The sequence below is a fragment of the Pseudomonas sp. Pse35 genome (genome assembly GCF_024519715.1).
GTDB classification, from domain to species: Bacteria; Pseudomonadota; Gammaproteobacteria; order Pseudomonadales; family Pseudomonadaceae; genus Aquipseudomonas; species Aquipseudomonas paracarnis.
This window is the reverse complement of record NZ_JALJRP010000007.1, coordinates 150204-168686: the sequence shown is the minus strand read 5'-3', so window position 1 is coordinate 168686 and position 18483 is coordinate 150204. Positions and strand designations below refer to the sequence as shown.

Sequence of the window (18483 nt, the reverse complement as noted above, 5' to 3'; positions counted from 1 at the left end):
ATGGTTGACAGAATCCTGGCTCTATTCGTGTTGGCACTGGTACTGGGCTTGCCCCTGGGCCTGATCTTCCTGGTGACCGGGCAGTTCCTGATGGACTTCGTGTTCTTCTACCCGTTGTTCATGTCGGCACTATGGATAGCCGGTGGCCTGTATTTCTGGCTGCACTGGGAACGCCACTGGCCGTGGAAAGAAGACACGCCGGCGCCGACCCTGGCCGGCGAGCCGCTGATCTCGATCATCATCCCTTGCTACAACGAGGGCGATAACGTCGCTGACACCATTGGCGCGGCCCTCGGCCAGTTGTACCCGAACATCGAAGTGATCGCGGTCAACGACGGCTCCAGCGACAACACCGCCGCAGTTCTCGATGCCCTGGCGTTGCAACACCCGCGCTTGCGCGTGCTGCACCTGGCGCAGAACCAGGGCAAAGCCGTGGCCCTGCGCATGGGCGCCGTGGCCGCCCGCAGCGAATACCTGGTGTGCATCGACGGCGATGCCTTGCTCGACAAAAACGCGGCCGCCTACATGGTCGCGCCGATGCTCGACAACCCGCGCCTGGGGGCCGTCACCGGCAACCCGCGCATTCGTACCCGCTCGACCCTGATCGGCCGGGTGCAGGTGGGCGAGTTCTCCTCGATCATCGGTTTGATCAAGCGTACCCAGCGGGTATTCGGTCGGATCTTCACGGTCTCCGGTGTGGTGGTGGCGTTTCGCAAGAAGGCCCTGGACCGCATCGACTACTGGAGCACCGACATGATCACCGAGGACATCGATGTCAGTTGGAAGCTGCAACTCGATCACTGGGCGATCTTCTACGAGCCGCGCGCGCTGTGCTGGATCCTCATGCCCGAAACCGTCGGCGGCCTGTGGAAACAACGCCTGCGTTGGGCCCAGGGCGGCGCTGAAGTGCTGTTCAAGAACATCCGTGGCATCTGGCAATGGCGCCACCGCTACCTGTGGCCGCTGCTGTTCGAGTACTGCCTGTCTACCGGTTGGGCCTTCACCTTCCTGCTGTCGGTGATCTTCTGGGCCGTGGGTAAATTCGTCACGCTGCCGGCGGCGATCACCGTGAGCTCGTTGGTGCCGCCCGCGTTCACCGGCCTGGTGCTGGCGATGGTGTGCCTGCTGCAGTTTGCGGTGAGCATCCTGATCGACCGGCGCTACGAAAAAGACCTGTGGAAAACCCTGTTCTGGACCGTGTGGTACCCGATGGTGTTCTGGCTGGTGAGCCTGCTCACCACCCTGGTCAGCTTTCCCAAGGTGTTGTTCAACCAGCATCAGAAACGCGCACGCTGGGTCAGCCCGGACCGCGGTATCAAACCTGCACAAGAGGAGGCGTGATCATGAAACTGGTCAGAACTCGCCAAAACACACTGATGTGGATCGTCGATGTGCTGCTGACCCTGCTGGCCTGGGGTGGGTTGATCTGGCTGCTGGCGCGAGGCATCAGCGCCATGCTTGAAACCCACGGCGGCCCACGCATCGAGGCGCCGATCTTTGCGGCGCTCAACACCTTGCAGGTTTACCTGTGGATCGCGCTGTTCAATGCGGTGATCCTGATCAGTTGGGCACGTTATCAGCAGCATCGCGGGCGCAAATTCGCCCAGCGCCGCGCCGAGGCCAATGCGCTGAGCGACCAGCACCTGAGTGAAAGTTTCAACTTGGGCGATGGCGACCTCGAACAACTGCGCCGCCCCGGCGTGCTGGTGATTCACAACGATGAAGAGGGCGGCGTCGAAGAAGTGAAGTCCCACGTCTCCCGCGACGTCGAACGCCCCGGCCTGACCCTGGTACCCGACAAAGACAAGGGCATTATGTAGGAGCGAGCTTGCTCGCGAAAAACGCCAGCGATAACGCGTGCTTTCTGAATAAACGCGGCGCCTGTGAGTTTTTCGCGAGCGAGCTCGCTCCTACAAAATGGCGCGAGTGCTCCCCACCTGATTCAACGCACGTGTCGCAATTCCGATAAATGGGATCCAATTCACAAAACCCCCGCGAACTTTTCCCCCTTCTCCGGTACTAACCTAACTCGGCGAACATCTGATGGCTAAGTAATGGCAGTCGGAAAGTCATTCGTCGAATCGCCATCAAAACAGTTGCCACTTGTCGGAATAATCACTGCAAGTGCCCGACTTAAACTCTTTTGATGAAAAATTATCATTAATAATCAACAGGTTAGAAAACTAATCAGTCGAACGGCCCCACGTCGCCCGTTTCTAGGCGGGCTGGAAGTTCGATGTTAGTTTCGCGGCCCTTGATTTTCGATGGATCGAACATGTCTTCGTTATTGCCACGGACCCGGTTACTGCTCTGCACCCTCCTGCTCACCTGCATGGGCCTGAACAGTGCATCCGCCGCCCCCACGCCTGGCGATCAAGACTTGATCCGCGACCGGCAGAACCGCTTGCTTGAAGAGCAACAGCGGCGCCTCCAGGAGCTTCAGGATCTGCCCGGCAAAGCGGACAAGCCCCAAGCCCCGGCAACCCCGGCCGACACCCGTTGCTTCCCGATCAAAACCATCGAACTCAAAGGCGCCGACAGCCTGCCGGCGCCCGACCGCGAGCGCTTGCTCAAGCCCTACATCGGCCAGTGTCTGGGCGTATCCCAGCTTAACGAGTTGCTCAAGGTCATCACCGACTACTACTTGGGCAAAGGCCGCGTCACCAGCCGTGCCTACCTGCCGCAGCAAGACCTCTCCCCCGGCCATCTGCAAGTGCTGGTGGTGGAAGGCAAGCTCGAAGCCCTGCGCAGCGCCGAAGGCAGCACGGTGACCGACCGCGAACTGGCCATGGCCTTTCCCGGCAAAGTCGGCGAAGCACTTAACCTGCGTGAAATCGAGCAACTGGTGGACCAGCTCAACCGCCTGCCGTCCAAACAGGCGCAGATGGAACTCACCCCCGGCAAGCAAATCGGCGGCAGCGACGTGGTGGTCAAGAACACCGCGCAAAAGCCCTGGCGCGCCAGCCTGTCGCGCAACAACGATGGGCAGAAAAGCACCGGCGAACAGCAATGGGGCGCTGGCCTTGAGTGGGACAGCCCACTGGGCCTGGGTGACCAACTGATGCTGCGCGGCGGCCACGACGCCATCAGCGACCACCAGAAAACCTCGAAAAACACCATGCTCTACTACAACCTGCCCTGGGGCTGGTGGAACTTCAGCTACACCTACAGCGAGAGCGACTACCGCACCTACGGCGTGACCGACGGCTTCAAATTCAAGCAGGACGGCGACAACCAGAACCACCAACTGCGCGCCGAGCGGGTGATCCATCGCGACGACGTGAGCAAGACCTCGGTCAACGTCGGCCTGGCGCACCTGCGTACCAACAACTACATCCTCGACACACGCACCGAGGCCAGCAGCAACCGCCTCAGCGAACTGCAACTGGGCGTCAACCACGGTCGGCGCATCGGCAGTGCCTTCGTCAACCTGGACCTGGGCATGCAAAGCGGCATCGGCCTGCTCGACGCCCAGTCTCAAGACGAGCGTGACCCGCTCGGTCGGCGTCAGCCCAATTCGCGCTACCGCAAATACACCGCCACCGTCAGCTACCTGCAACCGTTCAGCCTGTGGGGCGAGTCGTTCAGCTTCAGCAGTTTGGCCACCGGCCAACGCAGCGAAGACATTCTGTTTTCGCCCCAGCGCATGAGCCTCGGCGGCTCGGCGTCGGTGCGCGGTTTCAAGGACCAGTTGCTGACCGGCGACAGCGGCGGCTACTGGCGCAACGAAGTGCGCTGGGCACGCCCGGTGACCCTCGACTGGATGCGCCCGGCCTTCGCCGAATACGGCGCCAGCGTCGGTTATGACCAAGGCGTGATCCGCAACGACCGCTACAACGACAACGTTCATGGCCGGGTGTCCAGCAACTCCCTGGAGCTGTTCGCCCGTGGCAAACACGTCAGCACCAGCGTGACCTTTGCTCATTCGTTAGAAAGACCCGGTGTGGTGACCGAGCGCGAAGCGCCGATCTACTTCCGCATGGATTTTTTCCTGTAATTCAACGCCCCGCTGCATGAGAGCCTGACAATGGATGTTCGCCAATTCGCCTTCCTGGCCCGCCAACCTTCTGCCGCCCTGAAGCGCCGGGACGCGTTCTTCGGCCTGCCCAAGCGCGGGCTGGCGTTGATCCTTGCCAACGCACTGTTCTGGCAGCCGCTGCTGGCCCAGGCCGAGGGCATTGTGGTCAGTGCGCCGGGCACCACCGTGGGCGCGGCGGGCAATGGCGTGCCGGTGGTAAACATCGCTACCCCCAATGGCGCGGGCTTGTCCCATAACCAGTTCAAGGACTACAACGTCGGCCCCAACGGCGTGATCCTCAACAACGGCAACACCGCCATGGTCAACACCCAACTGGGCGGGATCATTGTCGGCAACCCCAACCTCAAGGGCGGCGCGGCGAACGTCATCCTCAACGAAGTCAACGGCGGCAGCCCCAGCCAGTTGCGCGGCTACACCGAAGTGGCGGGGCAGTCGGCCAAGGTCATTGTCGCCAACCCGTACGGCGTGACGTGCAGCGGTTGCGGCTTTATCAACACCCCCAACGTCACCCTCACCACCGGCAAACCGGTGCTCGACGCCAGCGGCCAATTGCAGCGCTATGAAGTGGATGGCGGCGCCGTGACCATCGACGGCGAAGGCTTGAACGCCAGCAACGTCGAACGTTTCGACATCATCACCCGCTCGGCCAAGATCAACGCACAAATCAACGCCCGCGAACTCAACGTGATCGCCGGGCGCAACGACGTCGATGCGCAAAGCCTGAAAACCACCGCCCGCGCCGATGACGGCAGCGCCAAGCCGGAGCTGGCGATCGACTCGTCGGCCCTGGGCGGCATGTATGCCGGCGCGATCAAACTGGTGGGCACCGAGGCAGGTGTGGGCGTGAAGCTCGACGGCACCCTGGCCGCCAGTGGCGGCGATATTCAGCTCGACGCCAACGGGCGCCTGAGCATGGCGCAGGCGGCGGCCACCGGTAACGTCAAGGTCACCGCGCAAAACGTCGACCTCACCGACAAGGTCTACGCCAACGGCAACGTGCAGGTCACCAGCGCCCAGGCCCTGGTCAACCGCAAAAGCATCGCCGCCGGCCAGCGCATCGACATCAACGCGGCCAGCGTGAACAACCCCGGCATCATCGAAGCCGGCGTCGCCGCCGATAACAGCCGCAACACCACCGGCGATCTGGTGGTAAACGCGCAAACCGTCACCACCAGCGGCAACCTGTTGGCCAGCCGCGCACTGGCGATTACCGCCGCGCAAGCGCTGACCAACCAGGGCGCGATCATCCAGGCCAAGACCGTCGAGGTCAGCAGCGCCAAACTCACCAACCAGGGCGCCAGCGCACGTCTGTTTGGCGAACAAACCCTGGCGATCAACTCGCCGGCCATCGTCAACCTCGGCGGCCTGATCCGCTTCGGCGAAGGCCAGGCCGCCACGCTCAACAGCGCCTCCCTGGACAACCGCCAGGGCCGTATCGAAATGGCCGGCGGCAGCCTGGTGCTCACCAGCGCCGACCTGAACAACAGCGGTGGGCAAGTCATCGCCAACGACCTGACCGTCAACGCCGGCAGCCTGAACAACCAGAACGGCGTGCTGGTGGCCAAGACCGCGACCGTCACTGCCAGCAACCTCGACAACAGCCTCAAGGGCCTGATCCAGGCCGACGGCGGCGCGCTCAACCTCGCCGTGTCCAACACCTTCAACAACAACCAGGGTTTCGCCCAGGCCAGCACCGATCTGAACGTTACGGCCGGCACCCTCAGCAGCAACGCAGGCGGCGTACTGAGCGCCGACACCGGCAAGCTCACCCTCACCGCCGCGCAACAGCTCAACAACGCCCAGGGCCGCTTGCAGGCCGGGCAGGGCGATATCGAACTGCACGCCGCCAACCTGGATAACCAGGGCGGCACCATCGTCGGCAAGCAACTGCTGCTCGACGTGGCCGGCGGCGATATCGACAACCGCGCCGGGCGCGTGTTGGGTGACCACCTCGACGTGCGCGCCTCGGGCCTCGACAACCGCAACGCCGGCCTGCTGGCCGGTGGCGCCCAGGGCGTAAGCCTGCTGCTCAAGGGCCCGGGCCAGTTGCTCAACGCCCAGGGCCGCATCCAGAGCGAAGGCTTGCTGCAACTGCAAGGCGAGCGCTTGGACAACAGCGCCGGCATCCTGCTGGGCCAGACCGTCGACGTCACCGCGCAGACCTTCATCAACAGCAACAAAGGCGCGCTGGTCAGCGATGGCGGCGACGTGGTGCTCAAGGTCAGCGACCTGCTCACCAACATCGGCGGCCAGATCGACGCGGGCGAACGCAGCGTGCTGGTCAAGCAACTCACCACCCTCAACAACGACGGCGGCACCCTGCGCGGCAAGCGCCTGGACATCGCCGCCCAGCACCTGAACAACGACAACGGCCAACTGCTGGCCGGCGCCGAAGGCCTGAGCTACAGCGGCCAGGATGTGAGCAACCGCAAGGGCCTGATCCTCAGCGGCGGCGCCCTCACCGAACTGAACACCACCCGCCTGGATAACCAGGGCGGTACCGTGCAGGGCGACAGCCTGAGCGTCACCGCCAACAGCGTCGACAACGCCAGCGGCGGCCTGATGGCCAGCCTGGTCGGTAACCTGCAACTGACCGTAGAAGCCCTTGCCAACCGTGGCGGCAAACTGTTCGGTAAAGAACAAGTGACCGTCAGCGGCGCCAGCCTCGACAACAGCGCGGGCGGCCAGATCAGCGGCAACCAGCTCAACCTGACCTCACGCGACACGCTCACCAACCAGGGCGGCCTGATCGAAGCCAACCAGGGCCTGAGCCTCAACGGCGGCAACCTGGACAACAGCGCCAGCGGGCAACTGCGTGCCCTGGGCGGCGCCAGCAGCAGCCTCAACCTCAGCGGCGCGCTGAACAACCAGAACGGCACCCTCGAATTCGGCAGCCAGGCCTTCAGCCTCGACGCGGCCAGCTTCAACAACCAGAACGGGATGCTGCAACACGCCGGCACCGGCCTGTTCCACCTCAACACCGCCAGCCTCGCAGGCAGCCAGGGCAATATCCAGGGCATGGGCAGCGCCGACTGGGCATTCGGCAACGTCGATGGCCTGGGCCGCGTGCAACTCAACGACGCGCTCACCTACAAGAGCGACCAAGGGCTGGCCCTCAAGGCCGGTGACCGCATGGCCAGCGCCAAGGGCTTGATCCTCAACGTGGCCAGCCTGGACAACGGCGGCGAACTGCTCAGCGACGGTGACATCAGCATCACCACCGGCGATATGAGCAATAGCGGCCGCGTCTCGGCCCTGCAAACACTCACCGTCGCCGCCAACAACCTCAGCCAGAACGGCGGCCGCCTGGCAGCCACCAATGCGCGCCTGACCCTGGGCGGCACCCTGGACAACCTCGGCTTCCTCACCGCCCGCCAGCAACTGGACATCGCCGCTGCGCAAATCAACAACCGTGGCACCCTCGGTGCCCAGGGTGCAGTGAACCTCACCGCAGTCAACGGCATCACCAATGCCGCCGACACGCTGCTGTTCAGCGGCGGCGACATGACCTTGCGCAGCAATGGCTTCAGCAACAGCTATGGCGATGTCTACAGCAAAGGCAACCTGAGCTTCGCCGCCCGCGATGGCGGGCGTGCCGTGCTGTTCAGCAACCGCTCCGGCACCGTGGAAAGCGAAGGCTCGATCGCCATCAATGCGGGCTTTATCGAAAACGCCAAAGATGAATTCGAACTCGGGCAAACGCTGACCACCGGCAGCTTGAGTTGGATCTGTGGCCAGCACTGCGGCGAGAGCGACAACTGGGAACGCGGCGAGATCACCATCTACGAAACGTACCTCGAGGCGGCGACCAAGGACTCGGTAGCGGCGCGCCTGGTGGCGGGCAAAAACATGCTGCTGCAAGGCGACAACGTGCAGAACCGCTACAGCCTGATGGCCGCCAATGGCGACCTGAGCATCACTGCCGGTGACCTGCTCAACCAGGGCGCCGCCACGCGCACGGGCCAGCGCAAGCTTGTCATCGGCACGCCAGGTCACGTCTCCGACGATTTGTTTGAACGCATGCAATACGTCGACGTGCCCGCGTTCAATGCGGCCACGGCGGCCGGGAATTTTGATAAGGCGCGCTTCGAAGAACTCAAAAGCCGCTCACCCAACAGCCTGCCGTTCGCCTACGCAAGTGACGTCACCACCTGGACCAACAACAGCGGCCCCGGCTACGACGCCACCCTGCAAGCGGGCGGCACGGTCAACCTCAACGTCGCCCGCACCCTGCAAAACGGCACGCTGCACAACAACACCCTGGCCCAGTTGACCGGCACCCTCGGCGACGACCAGACCGGCATCCCCGTCGGCGGCATCAACATCAACCTGAGCAAACACGCCAACGACCCGAGCGCCCAGGCGCCCGGCAGCGTATTGCCCGTGGTAGGCGTGGCCCCTGGTGGCGGCTTCGTGCCCGTGGACTACACCGGCACCGCGTTTGCCCCGGTCGACCCCACCACCTCGCCCACCTTCCAACTTCCCAAGGGCGAGTACGGCCTGTTCGTCAAAAACGCCGACCCCGCCAGCCACTACCTGATCGAAACCAACCCCGAGTTCACTTCCGTATCGGGCTTCCTCAGCTCCGACTACCTGCTCGGCAAGCTCGGCTTCAACGCCGACAACGCCTGGCGCCGCCTCGGAGACGGTCAGTACGAAACCCGCCTGATCCGCGACGCCGTGCTCGCGCAAACCGGCCAGCGCTTCCTCGCCGGCGGCCTGTACAGCGACGCCGACCAGTTCCGCTACCTGATGGACAACGGCCTCGCCAGCAAAGACGCCCTGCGCCTGAGCCTGGGCGTGGCCCTCACCGACCAGCAAGTCGGCGCCCTGACCCACGACATCGTGTGGATGGAAAACCGCGTCATCGACGGCCAGACCGTGCTCGTACCGGTGCTGTACCTGGCCCAGGCCGACTCGCGCAACGTGCGCGGCAACAGCCTTATCCAGGGCCGCGACCTCAACCTGGTCACCGGTGGCGACCTGATCAACGTCGGCACCCTGCGCGCCAGCAACAACCTCTCCGCCATCAGCAGCGGCAGCATCTACACCGGCGGCCTGGTCGAAGCCGGCAACAACCTCAACCTGCTCGCCCAAGACAGCATCCGCAACGCCATGGCCGGCGAAATCCGCGGCAAACAAGTCAGCCTCACGGCGCTCAAAGGCGACATCACCAACGAGACCACCGCCATCCAGGTACGTGACGGCGCCGGCATGCGCACCCTCACCGACACCAGCGCCGGCACCATCGTCGCCCGCGAAAACCTCGCCATCGACGCCGGCCGCGACCTCACCAACCGAGGTGCCCTGGTAGCGGGCAACGACGCTAACTTAACCGCCGGCCGCGACCTCAACCTCATCGCCGCCAGCGACACCCGCGTCAAACACGAGACCCGCGACGGCGGCGAGAAATCCAGCATCACCACCGACGTCAAAAACCTCGCCGCCAGCGTCACGGCGGGCGGCAACCTCAACATGCAGGCCGGGCAAGACGTCAACATCATCGGCAGCACCGCCACCGCCGGCAAAGACCTCAACATCGCCGCCGGCCGCGACCTCAACGTCGCCTCGGTCAGCGACATGCACAACGTTGAGGGCAAGGAAAAGGACGGCAAAAAACGCATCAAGACCTCGGACGACCAGACCACTCAAGTGGCGAGCGTGCTGACGGCGGGTGGGGATTTTGTCAGCCAGGCGGGGCGTGACACCACGATCGTGGCGAGCAGGATCAGCGCGGGGAATGAGGCTTATCTGTATAGCGGGGACAAGTTGAGTTTGTTGGCTGCGCAGAACAGCACCTACAGCCTTTACGACATGAAGGAGAAGGGGGGCTGGGGCGCGAAGAAGACCAAGCGTGATGAGGTGACCCACGTCACGAATGTGGGGACTGAGATCAAGACTGGTGGTGATCTGTCACTGGTCAGTGGCGGTGATCAGTTGTATCAGCGGGCCAAGCTTGAGAGTGGTAACGACCTGGCGATCACCAGTGGCGGTGCGGTGACGTTCGAGGCAGTCAAAGACCTGCACCAGGAGAGTCACGAGAAAAGCAAGGGTGACCTGGCTTGGACCAGCGCCAAGGGCAAGGGTAATACCGACGAGACGTTGCGCCAAAGTGAGTTGAAGGCACAGGGTGAGTTGGCGATCAAGGCGGTTAACGGGCTGAAGATCGACATTAAACAGATTGATCAGAACACGGTTAGCCAGACGATTGATGTGATGGTCAAAGCAGACCCACAGTTGGCTTGGTTGAAAGAAGCCGAGAAGCGTGGGGATGTGGATTGGCGGCAAGTGCAGGAACTGCATGATTCGTTCAAGTACAGCCATTCCAGCTTAGGCCAAGGAGCCATGCTGGCGATCATCATCGTAGTGACAGTTTTGACGGCTGGGGCCGCAAGTAGCGTCGCGGGCGCTGCTGCGGGTGCCAGTGCCGGGTCTGGTACGGCAATGGCTGCGGCAGGCAGTTCGGCTATGGTCTCAGCTGGTACGGCGGTTGGGACCGCAGCAGCCGGTTGGGGCAACGTTATGGCAACTGCTGCGTTAACTTCAGTTGCCAGTGGAAGCACCGTCAGCTTCATCAATAACGGCGGAAACATCGGTGCAACTTTTCAAGACATTACGTCAAGCAAAGCCTTGAAGGGGTATGCAACTGGGGCGTTAGCTGCAGGTTTTACCGCTGGCGTGCTTGATCCTGCGTTTGGTGTAACTGGCGACAACGTCAATCACATTACAAAAGGGTTTGACCTCAGTTCCGCGTCTGACATCGGTAGGTTTGCCGTCTATTCGGGGGCGCAAGGAGTTGCCCAAGCAAGTTTAAGCACTGCTATTCAAGGCGGTAGTTTTGGAGACAATCTCGGTAGTTCCCTACGGTCGCAGTTGCAGAGCACGTTGCAAGCGGTCGCCTTTAACGCTGTAGGCGATTACTCGAAAGGCCAAAAATGGTCAGAATCAGGGCCTCAAAAAATCGCTCTGCATGCTTTGGTTGGCGGGCTTTTGAGTGAAGCTGGCGGCGGCAGTTTTGCTACGGGCGCTCTCGCTGCTGGAGCTAACGAAGCACTGGTAACCTCACTGGCGAAAGTGGTAGATGGCGATCCAGCGTTGTTGCTAGCCGCTTCGCAATTGGTCGGAATTGCGGCCGCTGGTGCGACTGACGGTGACGTGCAGAAAGGTGCTGAAATCGCGAAAAATGCCACGGCCTATAACTACCTAAATCACCATGAAGTTGATGATTTAGTTAAGGATTTGAAAGGGTGCCGTGGGGCAGCCAGCCCTTCATCCTGCCGTAGCGATGTGGCTACTAAGTACGCAGGAATCAGCGATAAGAAAACTGGCATTACGCTGCTGAAGTGTAATGATCCTACGAGTTGTAATGCGCAGCGCCTAGACGTGGAGGCGGGTAATGCAGCGCTGGATAAATATGATCAGAGCGGCGGGCTCAACAAAGCAGAACAGTCTATCGTTCGGGGCTTCCAAGATAAGAATCAGGACGACACGCGCCTCGCGGTGCAGCAAACTATGAAGGGTGATCATGCCGAAATGGTTGGCATGATGTTCGGCGGTGGGTTAGGAGGGGCAGGTAAGGTTGCTGGGCGAGTCGTTGAAGGAGCAGAGTTAGGAGCAGCCAAAGGCGCTGCGTCTAAGAATGCAAACGCAACAAGCATGTTTACGGATTCCGAAACCGCTGCACTGGCCGAGAGGAATGTTATAGAAGGGGCGGCTAAGGGCGCGGCTCCGAAAGTAGCCGCAGAGGGAAAGGTAGGTGGACAAACCTTCCAAGACGTCAATCAGACCTCTCGTCCGCTCAACGAGGCAGACCCGAAAATACCTTCGTTGATCACGGATAGGATTGCAGATAAAGCTGCTACGAATCCTGGCAAGCTTTATCCAAACGGAAATATGAAAGATGCCCACGCAGAAATAGGTGTGATTCAGCAAGCATATAGCTCTGGTAAAACTGCGGGGGCGGACATGTCCATGACGGTCGCAGGAAAAGATGTATGCGGTTTCTGCAAAGGTGACATTGCTGCTGCCGCAGAAAAAGCTGAGTTGAAATCGCTCACCGTGAAAGCTATAGATGATAAAACGGGACTTCCGAAAAACTATTACTGGGAGTCAGGCATGAAGTCCATTAAGGAGAAAAATAGATGATAATTGGAGGGTATACACTTAATCCTGAACACGGTAGATTGCAAATCCCTCTTGTTCGCCAACCGTCCCTGGAAGATGTGAAGTCCATTATAAGCAAGTATAGAAAATTTGACGGTGTCGCTTCGTTGTCTATTTCACCGACGCCTGAATATGGACCGTATGAAATCAATCTTTACGCTGATTCTGGAAATTATCTTTTGATGCTAAATCAATACCTTGAAGATGGTGAGCACGTCGTGCGTACTCTTAATAATACGTCGATGGGGACAAGTTCAGTTGAGATTTTGGGCGACTATTACCCGGCGAGTTTCATAACTAGAGATATAGGTGTCGTTACTTCTTGTTTTCAAGAGTTTTTGAATTTTGGTGATGTGAGTTCGTTCGTCTTGAGTGCATAGAAATAATAAAAATGTAATAAAAGAGTAAAAGGGGACAGATTTATTTTAATTCGAGATGGCGGTAAAGCCCTATTAAATAAATCTGTCCCCTTTTGTTCGTGCCGCCTGCTCTGCTTGTAAATTATGGAGCACTGTACGATAAGTACCGCCCAGCAATTGAGTCGGAGAAAAAGCGTGAAAATTAATAAATGGCTTTTAGTAGTATTATTGTCGGCCTTGGCTGGCTGCGCACCTTCCCATTCCAATTGGGAAAATGGAATGAATCTATGGGTAGGTACTCATTTCGATTCCCACCTTTACAAAGACTGCACTCGAGGATGTGGCGACTCATATTGGTCGCCTGTAAATAAAAATAAGACCTTTGATAAGGTTGTTGATGAAAACGGAGGCAGGCGGTATTACATAACTTGGATTAGGGATTGCCGATATTCGGTTTTTGTCGCTGCGGATCGGCTAATAAAGTCATGGAGATACGAAACTTCTAACGTAAAAGGATGTTATGTCGTTTAACTGCTGTTTTAAGGGTAAAGAAAAGAGAGAAAAGGGGGCGGATTTATTTAAATTAGAGTTTAAAGGTGCATTAAATAAATCAGTCCCCTTTTGTTGAGAAGAACGAATTAGTATGGTTTCCAATTTCGGTGAGCTGCAGAAAACCGTGAGTTTGATAGGCGCTAAGTTGGGAGCGCCTAAGTCTATGCTGTTGGTTAGAGAGAGCTCCCCCGAAGATGGTACTCCTCACGTGGAGTTTAAAAGTGAGGGTTTTGAATATGTCTCCTCAGAAAGAGGTTATGAGAAAGGGGACAGATTTATTTAAATTAGAGTTGAAAAGCATATTAAATAAATCTGTCCCCTTTTGTTATGTTCAGGGTTCGCCACTTACTGTGCCACTGCCTGATACACGGCATTTGGATGCGCATATGCCAGGAGGGTTTAGATATAATCCAGGCGGTCCAGGGTCGGCTCTCCCGGCATACCCTCCAAAAAAAGGAGCTGAATAATGCATTCCGTACCGCTAGAACATGAGAAGCAAAAGTTGATTTTCTACGTGGCTCAAGACTTAGATCAGTCTATTAGATCTAATGTGCAGCAGCTCGTGAATGAGCTCGCTGCGTCAAGAATATGGAGCATTGCCCCGCCAACCTTTATTTACGCGATAGACGAAGGGGGCGCGGAAGTGGTGGGTGGAATGTTGGAGATTTATTCAGCACTGCAACCGAATGTACTGTCTGTTGATATGGATTCAAAAAATCTAGATGAAGTGGAAGAAATAGTCTGTGCCGTAAAAAAGTTATCGGAAAAGGAAGATATTTCCTTTGAGTTTCAGTTGGATACAACTTTTGTCGGCGCCATTGATGATGGTGTTGTTGATCGAGTCTTGTTGGAGGGACTGCTCGTGCCGTGGCGAAATCATATAAATGGAAAAAGTTGAGTCGGTGCCAGAGCGGAGATGAATAAAAAAGTGAGAAAAGGGAAAGGCTTATTTAGAATTAGAGTTGAAAAACGTATTAAATAAATATGTCCCATTTTTCACATTTTCACGGAGAGAAAACGTGAAAAAAATTAGCGTAATAATGGTAGTTGTATTTCTGATTGTGGGTTGCGCGCCGTCACGGTCTGCGTGGGTATCCAGTAAAGATGGATGGGTAGGTACCACCTTTTAATCTCACGAGAAAAGGGGACAGATTTATTTAATATTAGAGTTTAAAGGCGCATTAAATAAATCTGTCCCCTTTTGCAGTGATCCTCATGGTAAGCAGTACTTTAGCCCCGCGACTACTTTTGAAAAGAATTTTTCAGGTTATGTTGTTGTTCCAAAGGATGCTCTGAAATGAAATTAAGCATTAAGTTTCCCGAGAATTTGTTAACCCACAGCCTGCTCGAGCAAAGGCTGATTCCTTGCATTTGCAAAATTGCAACGGAGTTTGAAATTGAATTTTTGGACCCTTTGCCAGAAGCTGCAGGAACCGTTCTGGAGTGGGATCGTGCAGAACTTGAAAAAAGAGCGATAGGTGGGGTAGGTGGGCAATACTCTCACTATGCACACGGTCGGGTGTCGTTAAAAAAAGTTGATATTGATATCTACCAAATATTGGATCTTGAAATGTTTTATAGGCTTTTTGGATGGTGCAGCATCTTGGAAGATGGTAACTATGCGCCGCCGGGGCAGTTATGGGATGATGAATAAGTTGAAGAAAAGGGGACTGAAGAAAAGGGACAAGAAAAGAGGGCAGATTTATCTAGACTAGAGTTTAAAGGCTGTCTAGTCCTGAAGCAGGTGTAAACCTATTTCAGGACTAGACAGTCCCCTTTTTTCGTTGATTCGTGACAAAAATATTGGAAGGGATTAAGTCAGAAGCAGTAATCGTGGGTAGTGAAGTTAATAAATGGCTTACGAGGGACTGAAATGAGATATTACTTAATGCGACAAGATGTAACTGTCTGCGATAGGTGGGTGCTCGGAGATGTACATCATGTAGATAACTGGCATTTCAGTGATCCTCCAGTTAGTTTTATGGAGCCAGGCACATATACCCTCGATGTAAGGTTCGACGGTAAAGAAGTTGATTATTCCCTCGCTGGATACGCCAGTATTCCTGTTTTAAGCGAGAGGGCAAAAAATTCGCTCGCCGGTTTGCCAGAGACAGACGAACTTTATCAGCATGTCGTTTTTGAGCCGGTGAAGATAAACAATAAAGTGGTTTGCCAGAGCTATTTTTTGATGATTATTGAAACGCAAATTGATTGCGTGGATGAAAAGCGCTCTCGCTATAAAAAGTTTGAGGTAGATGATCCTGTTAGGCCAGATATGGCCGGCAACTATCGTGCTTTCTACAATTTAGTGGTTGACCCGGGCAGGGTCGGATCAAGTCATATATTTAAACTTAAAAAATATTTGGGTGCGGTCATAGTAAGTGAAGAAGTGAAACGGCGATTTATGGCGGCTGGTGTTGTCGGCGTACTGTTTGATTCTGTTAATGGCGATCAAGAAACCGTTGCCTAGTTAGTCAGGTAGTTGTGAGGGCGGCGAATTTACTTAATTCGTGGTGGTAGTACAAAGGCTATTGAGTAAATCTGTCCCCTTTTGTTGAATTAAGGTGGTGGGCTAATGGCTGGGTTTAGAGAAAGTATATATTTGTCTTATTCGCAATTTTGCGTGTTTTTAAGCTCGCTTGATCAGCCGTATAATGATTGGAGTGATCGTAGTTATGCGCAAGGATTTGCGTGGAGGTTAGGAAGTGCCTCTTTTAGAGCTTTGATCGACGAAGGGGATCATATAATTAGCGTTTTCATTAACGAGCAAGTGCCCGCTATTAGCGCAGACGTGGTTCGGGCTCTTAAAGTTCCCTTCACGGTGAAAGATAGAAATGTTGAGCTTGGTAGTATTTCGAGTACGGTTCCTCTAGAACTGCCTGAAGGAGATTATTCTCTTCAGGTCGAATTTATAAGACCCTCCTCAAGTGGAGCGTATGAAATAAATGTCCATTTGAATTTAGGGGGCTGCGATTTTGAGGTGTTGAGAGCAGACGCCGAAATTGACGAGCAAGGTGAGTTTGATATCGATGCGGTTCCAGCAGGATAAAAATTCGGAGAAATGGGTAGAAAAGGGACAGATTTATTTAAATTAGAATTGAGAGCCTATTAAGTAATTCTGTCCCCTTTTGTTGTATTTAATTACATAGGGGGCGATTTGTGTCGGACAAACAAGTATATGAGCTAACGATTGATGATCTTGATAGCTATAGCGTTTGGTTTTTTCCGATGGACGAAACAGTGGAGGATGAGTCAACTGTACGCCCCCTCGCCGAACAGGAAACGTGCTCAGATTTTCAGATTATCGTTCTAACTGATTTTCTTGGTGAAAGTGGCGCTGTGTATCGCGGTTATTTATATTGGGACTCCAATGCCGCAATTGAATACGTAAAGCCTGTTATATTGTCTGATAAGGGAGACGCAGTAAGTTTTTGGAGCGGTATAGTCACTCCAACGTGGGAAAGTTCGGAGTTTGCCTGTTCGATTAGAACCGAGCTGCCTATTTCTTATGCCTCAGAATCGGTTTTCGGTCTTCCTTCCATTTGCGGAAAGCTGGAGGGACTTTATTATCTTTCGGATGATCAGGTTTGCTGCGTGAAATGACGAAAAAAGTGGACCGGTTTATTAAGTTGAATTGCTCACGCATAAAGGGGGCGACACTAAGGCCGCCCGATTTTCACTCAGGACGGATCGGCATTCAGCCTGCGACTGATGACATCCAGCAAGTCACACCCATCGCGCAGCGGAATGGCCAGCAAATGGGCGAAGTCTGAAAGCACGACGGCATCGCTGCTGAGTTGTTCGCGGAAGGCCAGGTTTTCCAGCAGTTGGGTGACGGCCCGAATGCGGTGCACGGCGGCGTCGTGAAGGACGTCGAGAGGTGCCTGGGTGTCGATGATCAGGGCTGGGACGGTGCAGTCGTGGCCGGTTAGGGGAATGTATCGATTCATCATTAAGCTCTCTGGATTATTGAGGGCTCGTTCTTCGGGTCGCCAAACCCGGTCGCTTTTTGAGCGACGGCCGGACTATAAGCCGCACCGCCAAGCCCGCGCAAGGCATCAAAATGCCGCTGCTTCGGAGCGTGCCCGCAGCGGCTAACATCTTGCTATCCATTGCCGACATACTGCCCACGAACAAACGCACTACGAATACGCAAATCCGAAGCCTCACCCCAAACATTAAAGGACCAATGTGAAAAACCTCCTCCTCATTCTCTTCACCACCCTCATCCTCGGCGGCTGCGTCAGCCACCCTCTCACCCCCGAAAACCGCGCGCAGATCAAGACCGTCAAAGTCCTGCCCGTGAAGTGGGAAAAGAACATGGTGTACTTCGGCCGCGAACAGGCCTGGGGCGCGGCCCTGGGGGCCGGGGTTGGTGCGGGTGTTGGCATGGCCAGCGGAGCGTCCAAGCTGGGTACTGCGGCGTTGAGTGGCGCCGGGTTTGCCGGCGGCATGAAGCTCGGGCAGTTGGCCGAGATGCCGACGCCGGTGGCTATTCTGACGGTGATGGAGGCGGAAAAACTCGATGTAGGCGTGTTGCTCAAGCAGGGCTTTGTCGATGAGTTGGGCAAGACTTCGACGCTCAAGGTGGTCGGCGACGATGAGCCCGCTGATGCGCAGATTCAGCTGACCGTGTCCGAGTGGGGCTTTCGCCTGACCCAGGGTTTCAGCAGCGTGATTTATCCGACCCTTAACGTGTTAGCTCAGATGGATCGCGGCGATGAGATGGTCTGGCGCACCTTTGAAGCGGTCACGCCGTTCAATGGTCAGAACGTTTATGGCTATACACCGTTAACCTACCGCACGGACCCTGAAGCTTTGCGCCGGGCGTTGACCGGGATTACGCAGATTTCTGCGCAGTATCTGGTGAAGGAGCTCAAGTAGGGCTGTGCGAAGGCTGGCGGCTGTTGATGGGCGGGCTTGGGCTAATGCCAGTCAGGGTTAAGCGCAGTTCCCCTGTGGGAGCGGGCTTGCCCGCGAAGGCGGTGTGTCAGTCGCTGCATCTGTTGCTGCACTATCGCTTTCGCAGGCAAGCCAGCTCCCACATTGGATCTTCGTTGCTTTGGGCATTGCGTTCGTTTAATTGATCGGCATTGGGCTTGCCCGCGAAGGCGTTGTGTCAGTCGCTGCATCTGTTGCTGCACTACCGTTTTCGCAGGCAAGCCAGCTCCCACATTTGATCTTTGTTGCTTTGAGTATTGCGGTCGGCAGTAGGCTAAGCCCCCCCACCTATGGCCGAAACAACTTGAGAACCGCTCTCAACCCCGTAAAATGCCGCAGCCGTTGCATCACCGTCTTTCAGGGAAGAATCCAGGCCAGCGCGTTTTCAAGCTGCCTTTCTCCTTGGAAAACCCAGCAACGCTGATTTCC

General features: G+C 56.5%; 12 protein-coding genes. 11 read left to right on the top strand and 1 reads right to left on the bottom strand.

Annotation, left to right across the window (positions count from 1 at the left end; translation table 11 throughout):
- From pgaC to OC445_RS09145, 10 genes are all read left to right on the top strand, one after another.
- Positions 1-1341 carry a poly-beta-1,6-N-acetyl-D-glucosamine synthase gene (pgaC, locus tag OC445_RS09190; protein WP_054896841.1) on the top strand — a complete coding sequence of 447 codons (1341 nt, stop codon included), beginning with the start codon at positions 1-3 and terminating at the stop codon, positions 1339-1341.
- A gap of 2 nt (positions 1342-1343) precedes the next feature.
- Positions 1344-1820, top strand: a complete 477-nt coding sequence (gene pgaD, locus OC445_RS09185) for a poly-beta-1,6-N-acetyl-D-glucosamine biosynthesis protein PgaD (protein WP_034125431.1) — start codon at positions 1344-1346, stop codon at positions 1818-1820.
- 455 nt (positions 1821-2275) lie between these two features.
- Positions 2276-3997: a ShlB/FhaC/HecB family hemolysin secretion/activation protein gene (locus tag OC445_RS09180; RefSeq protein WP_198790415.1), complete on the top strand. Its 1722-nt coding sequence runs from the start codon at positions 2276-2278 to the stop codon at positions 3995-3997.
- A gap of 30 nt (positions 3998-4027) precedes the next feature.
- Entirely contained in the window at positions 4028-12184 is an 8157-nt protein-coding gene (locus tag OC445_RS09175) for a DUF637 domain-containing protein (RefSeq protein ID WP_198790416.1), read from the top strand.
- A complete protein-coding gene (locus OC445_RS09170; protein WP_054896839.1) occupies positions 12181-12582 on the top strand; it encodes a DUF6911 family protein in 402 nt (133 codons plus the stop codon). The genes OC445_RS09175 and OC445_RS09170 overlap by 4 nt, the downstream gene beginning before the upstream one ends.
- Before the next feature lie 997 nt (positions 12583-13579).
- Positions 13580-14011 carry a hypothetical protein gene (locus OC445_RS09165; RefSeq protein WP_262020068.1) on the top strand — a complete coding sequence of 144 codons (432 nt, stop codon included), beginning with the start codon at positions 13580-13582 and terminating at the stop codon, positions 14009-14011.
- 399 nt (positions 14012-14410) lie between these two features.
- Positions 14411-14767: a hypothetical protein gene (locus tag OC445_RS09160; protein WP_054896836.1), complete on the top strand. Its 357-nt coding sequence runs from the start codon at positions 14411-14413 to the stop codon at positions 14765-14767.
- A 234-nt stretch (positions 14768-15001) separates the two neighbouring features.
- Positions 15002-15583: an imm11 family protein gene (locus OC445_RS09155; protein ID WP_262020067.1), complete on the top strand. Its 582-nt coding sequence runs from the start codon at positions 15002-15004 to the stop codon at positions 15581-15583.
- A gap of 105 nt (positions 15584-15688) precedes the next feature.
- Positions 15689-16162: a competence protein ComJ gene (gene comJ, locus OC445_RS09150; protein ID WP_072445731.1), complete on the top strand. Its 474-nt coding sequence runs from the start codon at positions 15689-15691 to the stop codon at positions 16160-16162.
- 110 nt (positions 16163-16272) lie between these two features.
- Positions 16273-16716, top strand: coding sequence for a hypothetical protein (locus OC445_RS09145; RefSeq protein ID WP_072445732.1), 444 nt, complete (start codon positions 16273-16275; stop codon positions 16714-16716).
- Between the two features lie 77 nt (positions 16717-16793).
- Here OC445_RS09145 and OC445_RS09140 read toward each other — a convergent pair whose 3' ends face one another.
- Positions 16794-17051 carry a hypothetical protein gene (locus OC445_RS09140; RefSeq protein ID WP_005783616.1) on the bottom strand — a complete coding sequence of 86 codons (258 nt, stop codon included), beginning with the start codon at positions 17049-17051 and terminating at the stop codon, positions 16794-16796.
- 253 nt (positions 17052-17304) lie between these two features.
- Between OC445_RS09140 and OC445_RS09135 the strand changes: the two genes are divergently transcribed.
- Positions 17305-17997 carry a hypothetical protein gene (locus OC445_RS09135; protein WP_054896835.1) on the top strand — a complete coding sequence of 231 codons (693 nt, stop codon included), beginning with the start codon at positions 17305-17307 and terminating at the stop codon, positions 17995-17997.
- The last annotated feature ends 486 nt before the right edge of the window (positions 17998-18483 follow it).

What these genes read in the sequence shown, in the direction of transcription:
- OC445_RS09165 (WP_262020068.1), top strand. Translation starts at nt 13,580, where the DNA reads ATGCATTCCGTACCGCTAGAACATGAGAAGCAAAAGTTGATTTTCTAC.
- pgaC (WP_054896841.1), top strand. Translation starts at nt 1, where the DNA reads ATGGTTGACAGAATCCTGGCTCTATTCGTGTTGGCACTGGTACTGGGC.
- OC445_RS09160 (WP_054896836.1), top strand. Translation starts at nt 14,411, where the DNA reads ATGAAATTAAGCATTAAGTTTCCCGAGAATTTGTTAACCCACAGCCTG.
- OC445_RS09175 (WP_198790416.1), top strand. Translation starts at nt 4,028, where the DNA reads ATGGATGTTCGCCAATTCGCCTTCCTGGCCCGCCAACCTTCTGCCGCC.
- comJ (WP_072445731.1), top strand. Translation starts at nt 15,689, where the DNA reads ATGGCTGGGTTTAGAGAAAGTATATATTTGTCTTATTCGCAATTTTGC.
- pgaD (WP_034125431.1), top strand. Translation starts at nt 1,344, where the DNA reads ATGAAACTGGTCAGAACTCGCCAAAACACACTGATGTGGATCGTCGAT.
- OC445_RS09180 (WP_198790415.1), top strand. Translation starts at nt 2,276, where the DNA reads ATGTCTTCGTTATTGCCACGGACCCGGTTACTGCTCTGCACCCTCCTG.
- OC445_RS09170 (WP_054896839.1), top strand. Translation starts at nt 12,181, where the DNA reads ATGATAATTGGAGGGTATACACTTAATCCTGAACACGGTAGATTGCAA.
- OC445_RS09155 (WP_262020067.1), top strand. Translation starts at nt 15,002, where the DNA reads ATGCGACAAGATGTAACTGTCTGCGATAGGTGGGTGCTCGGAGATGTA.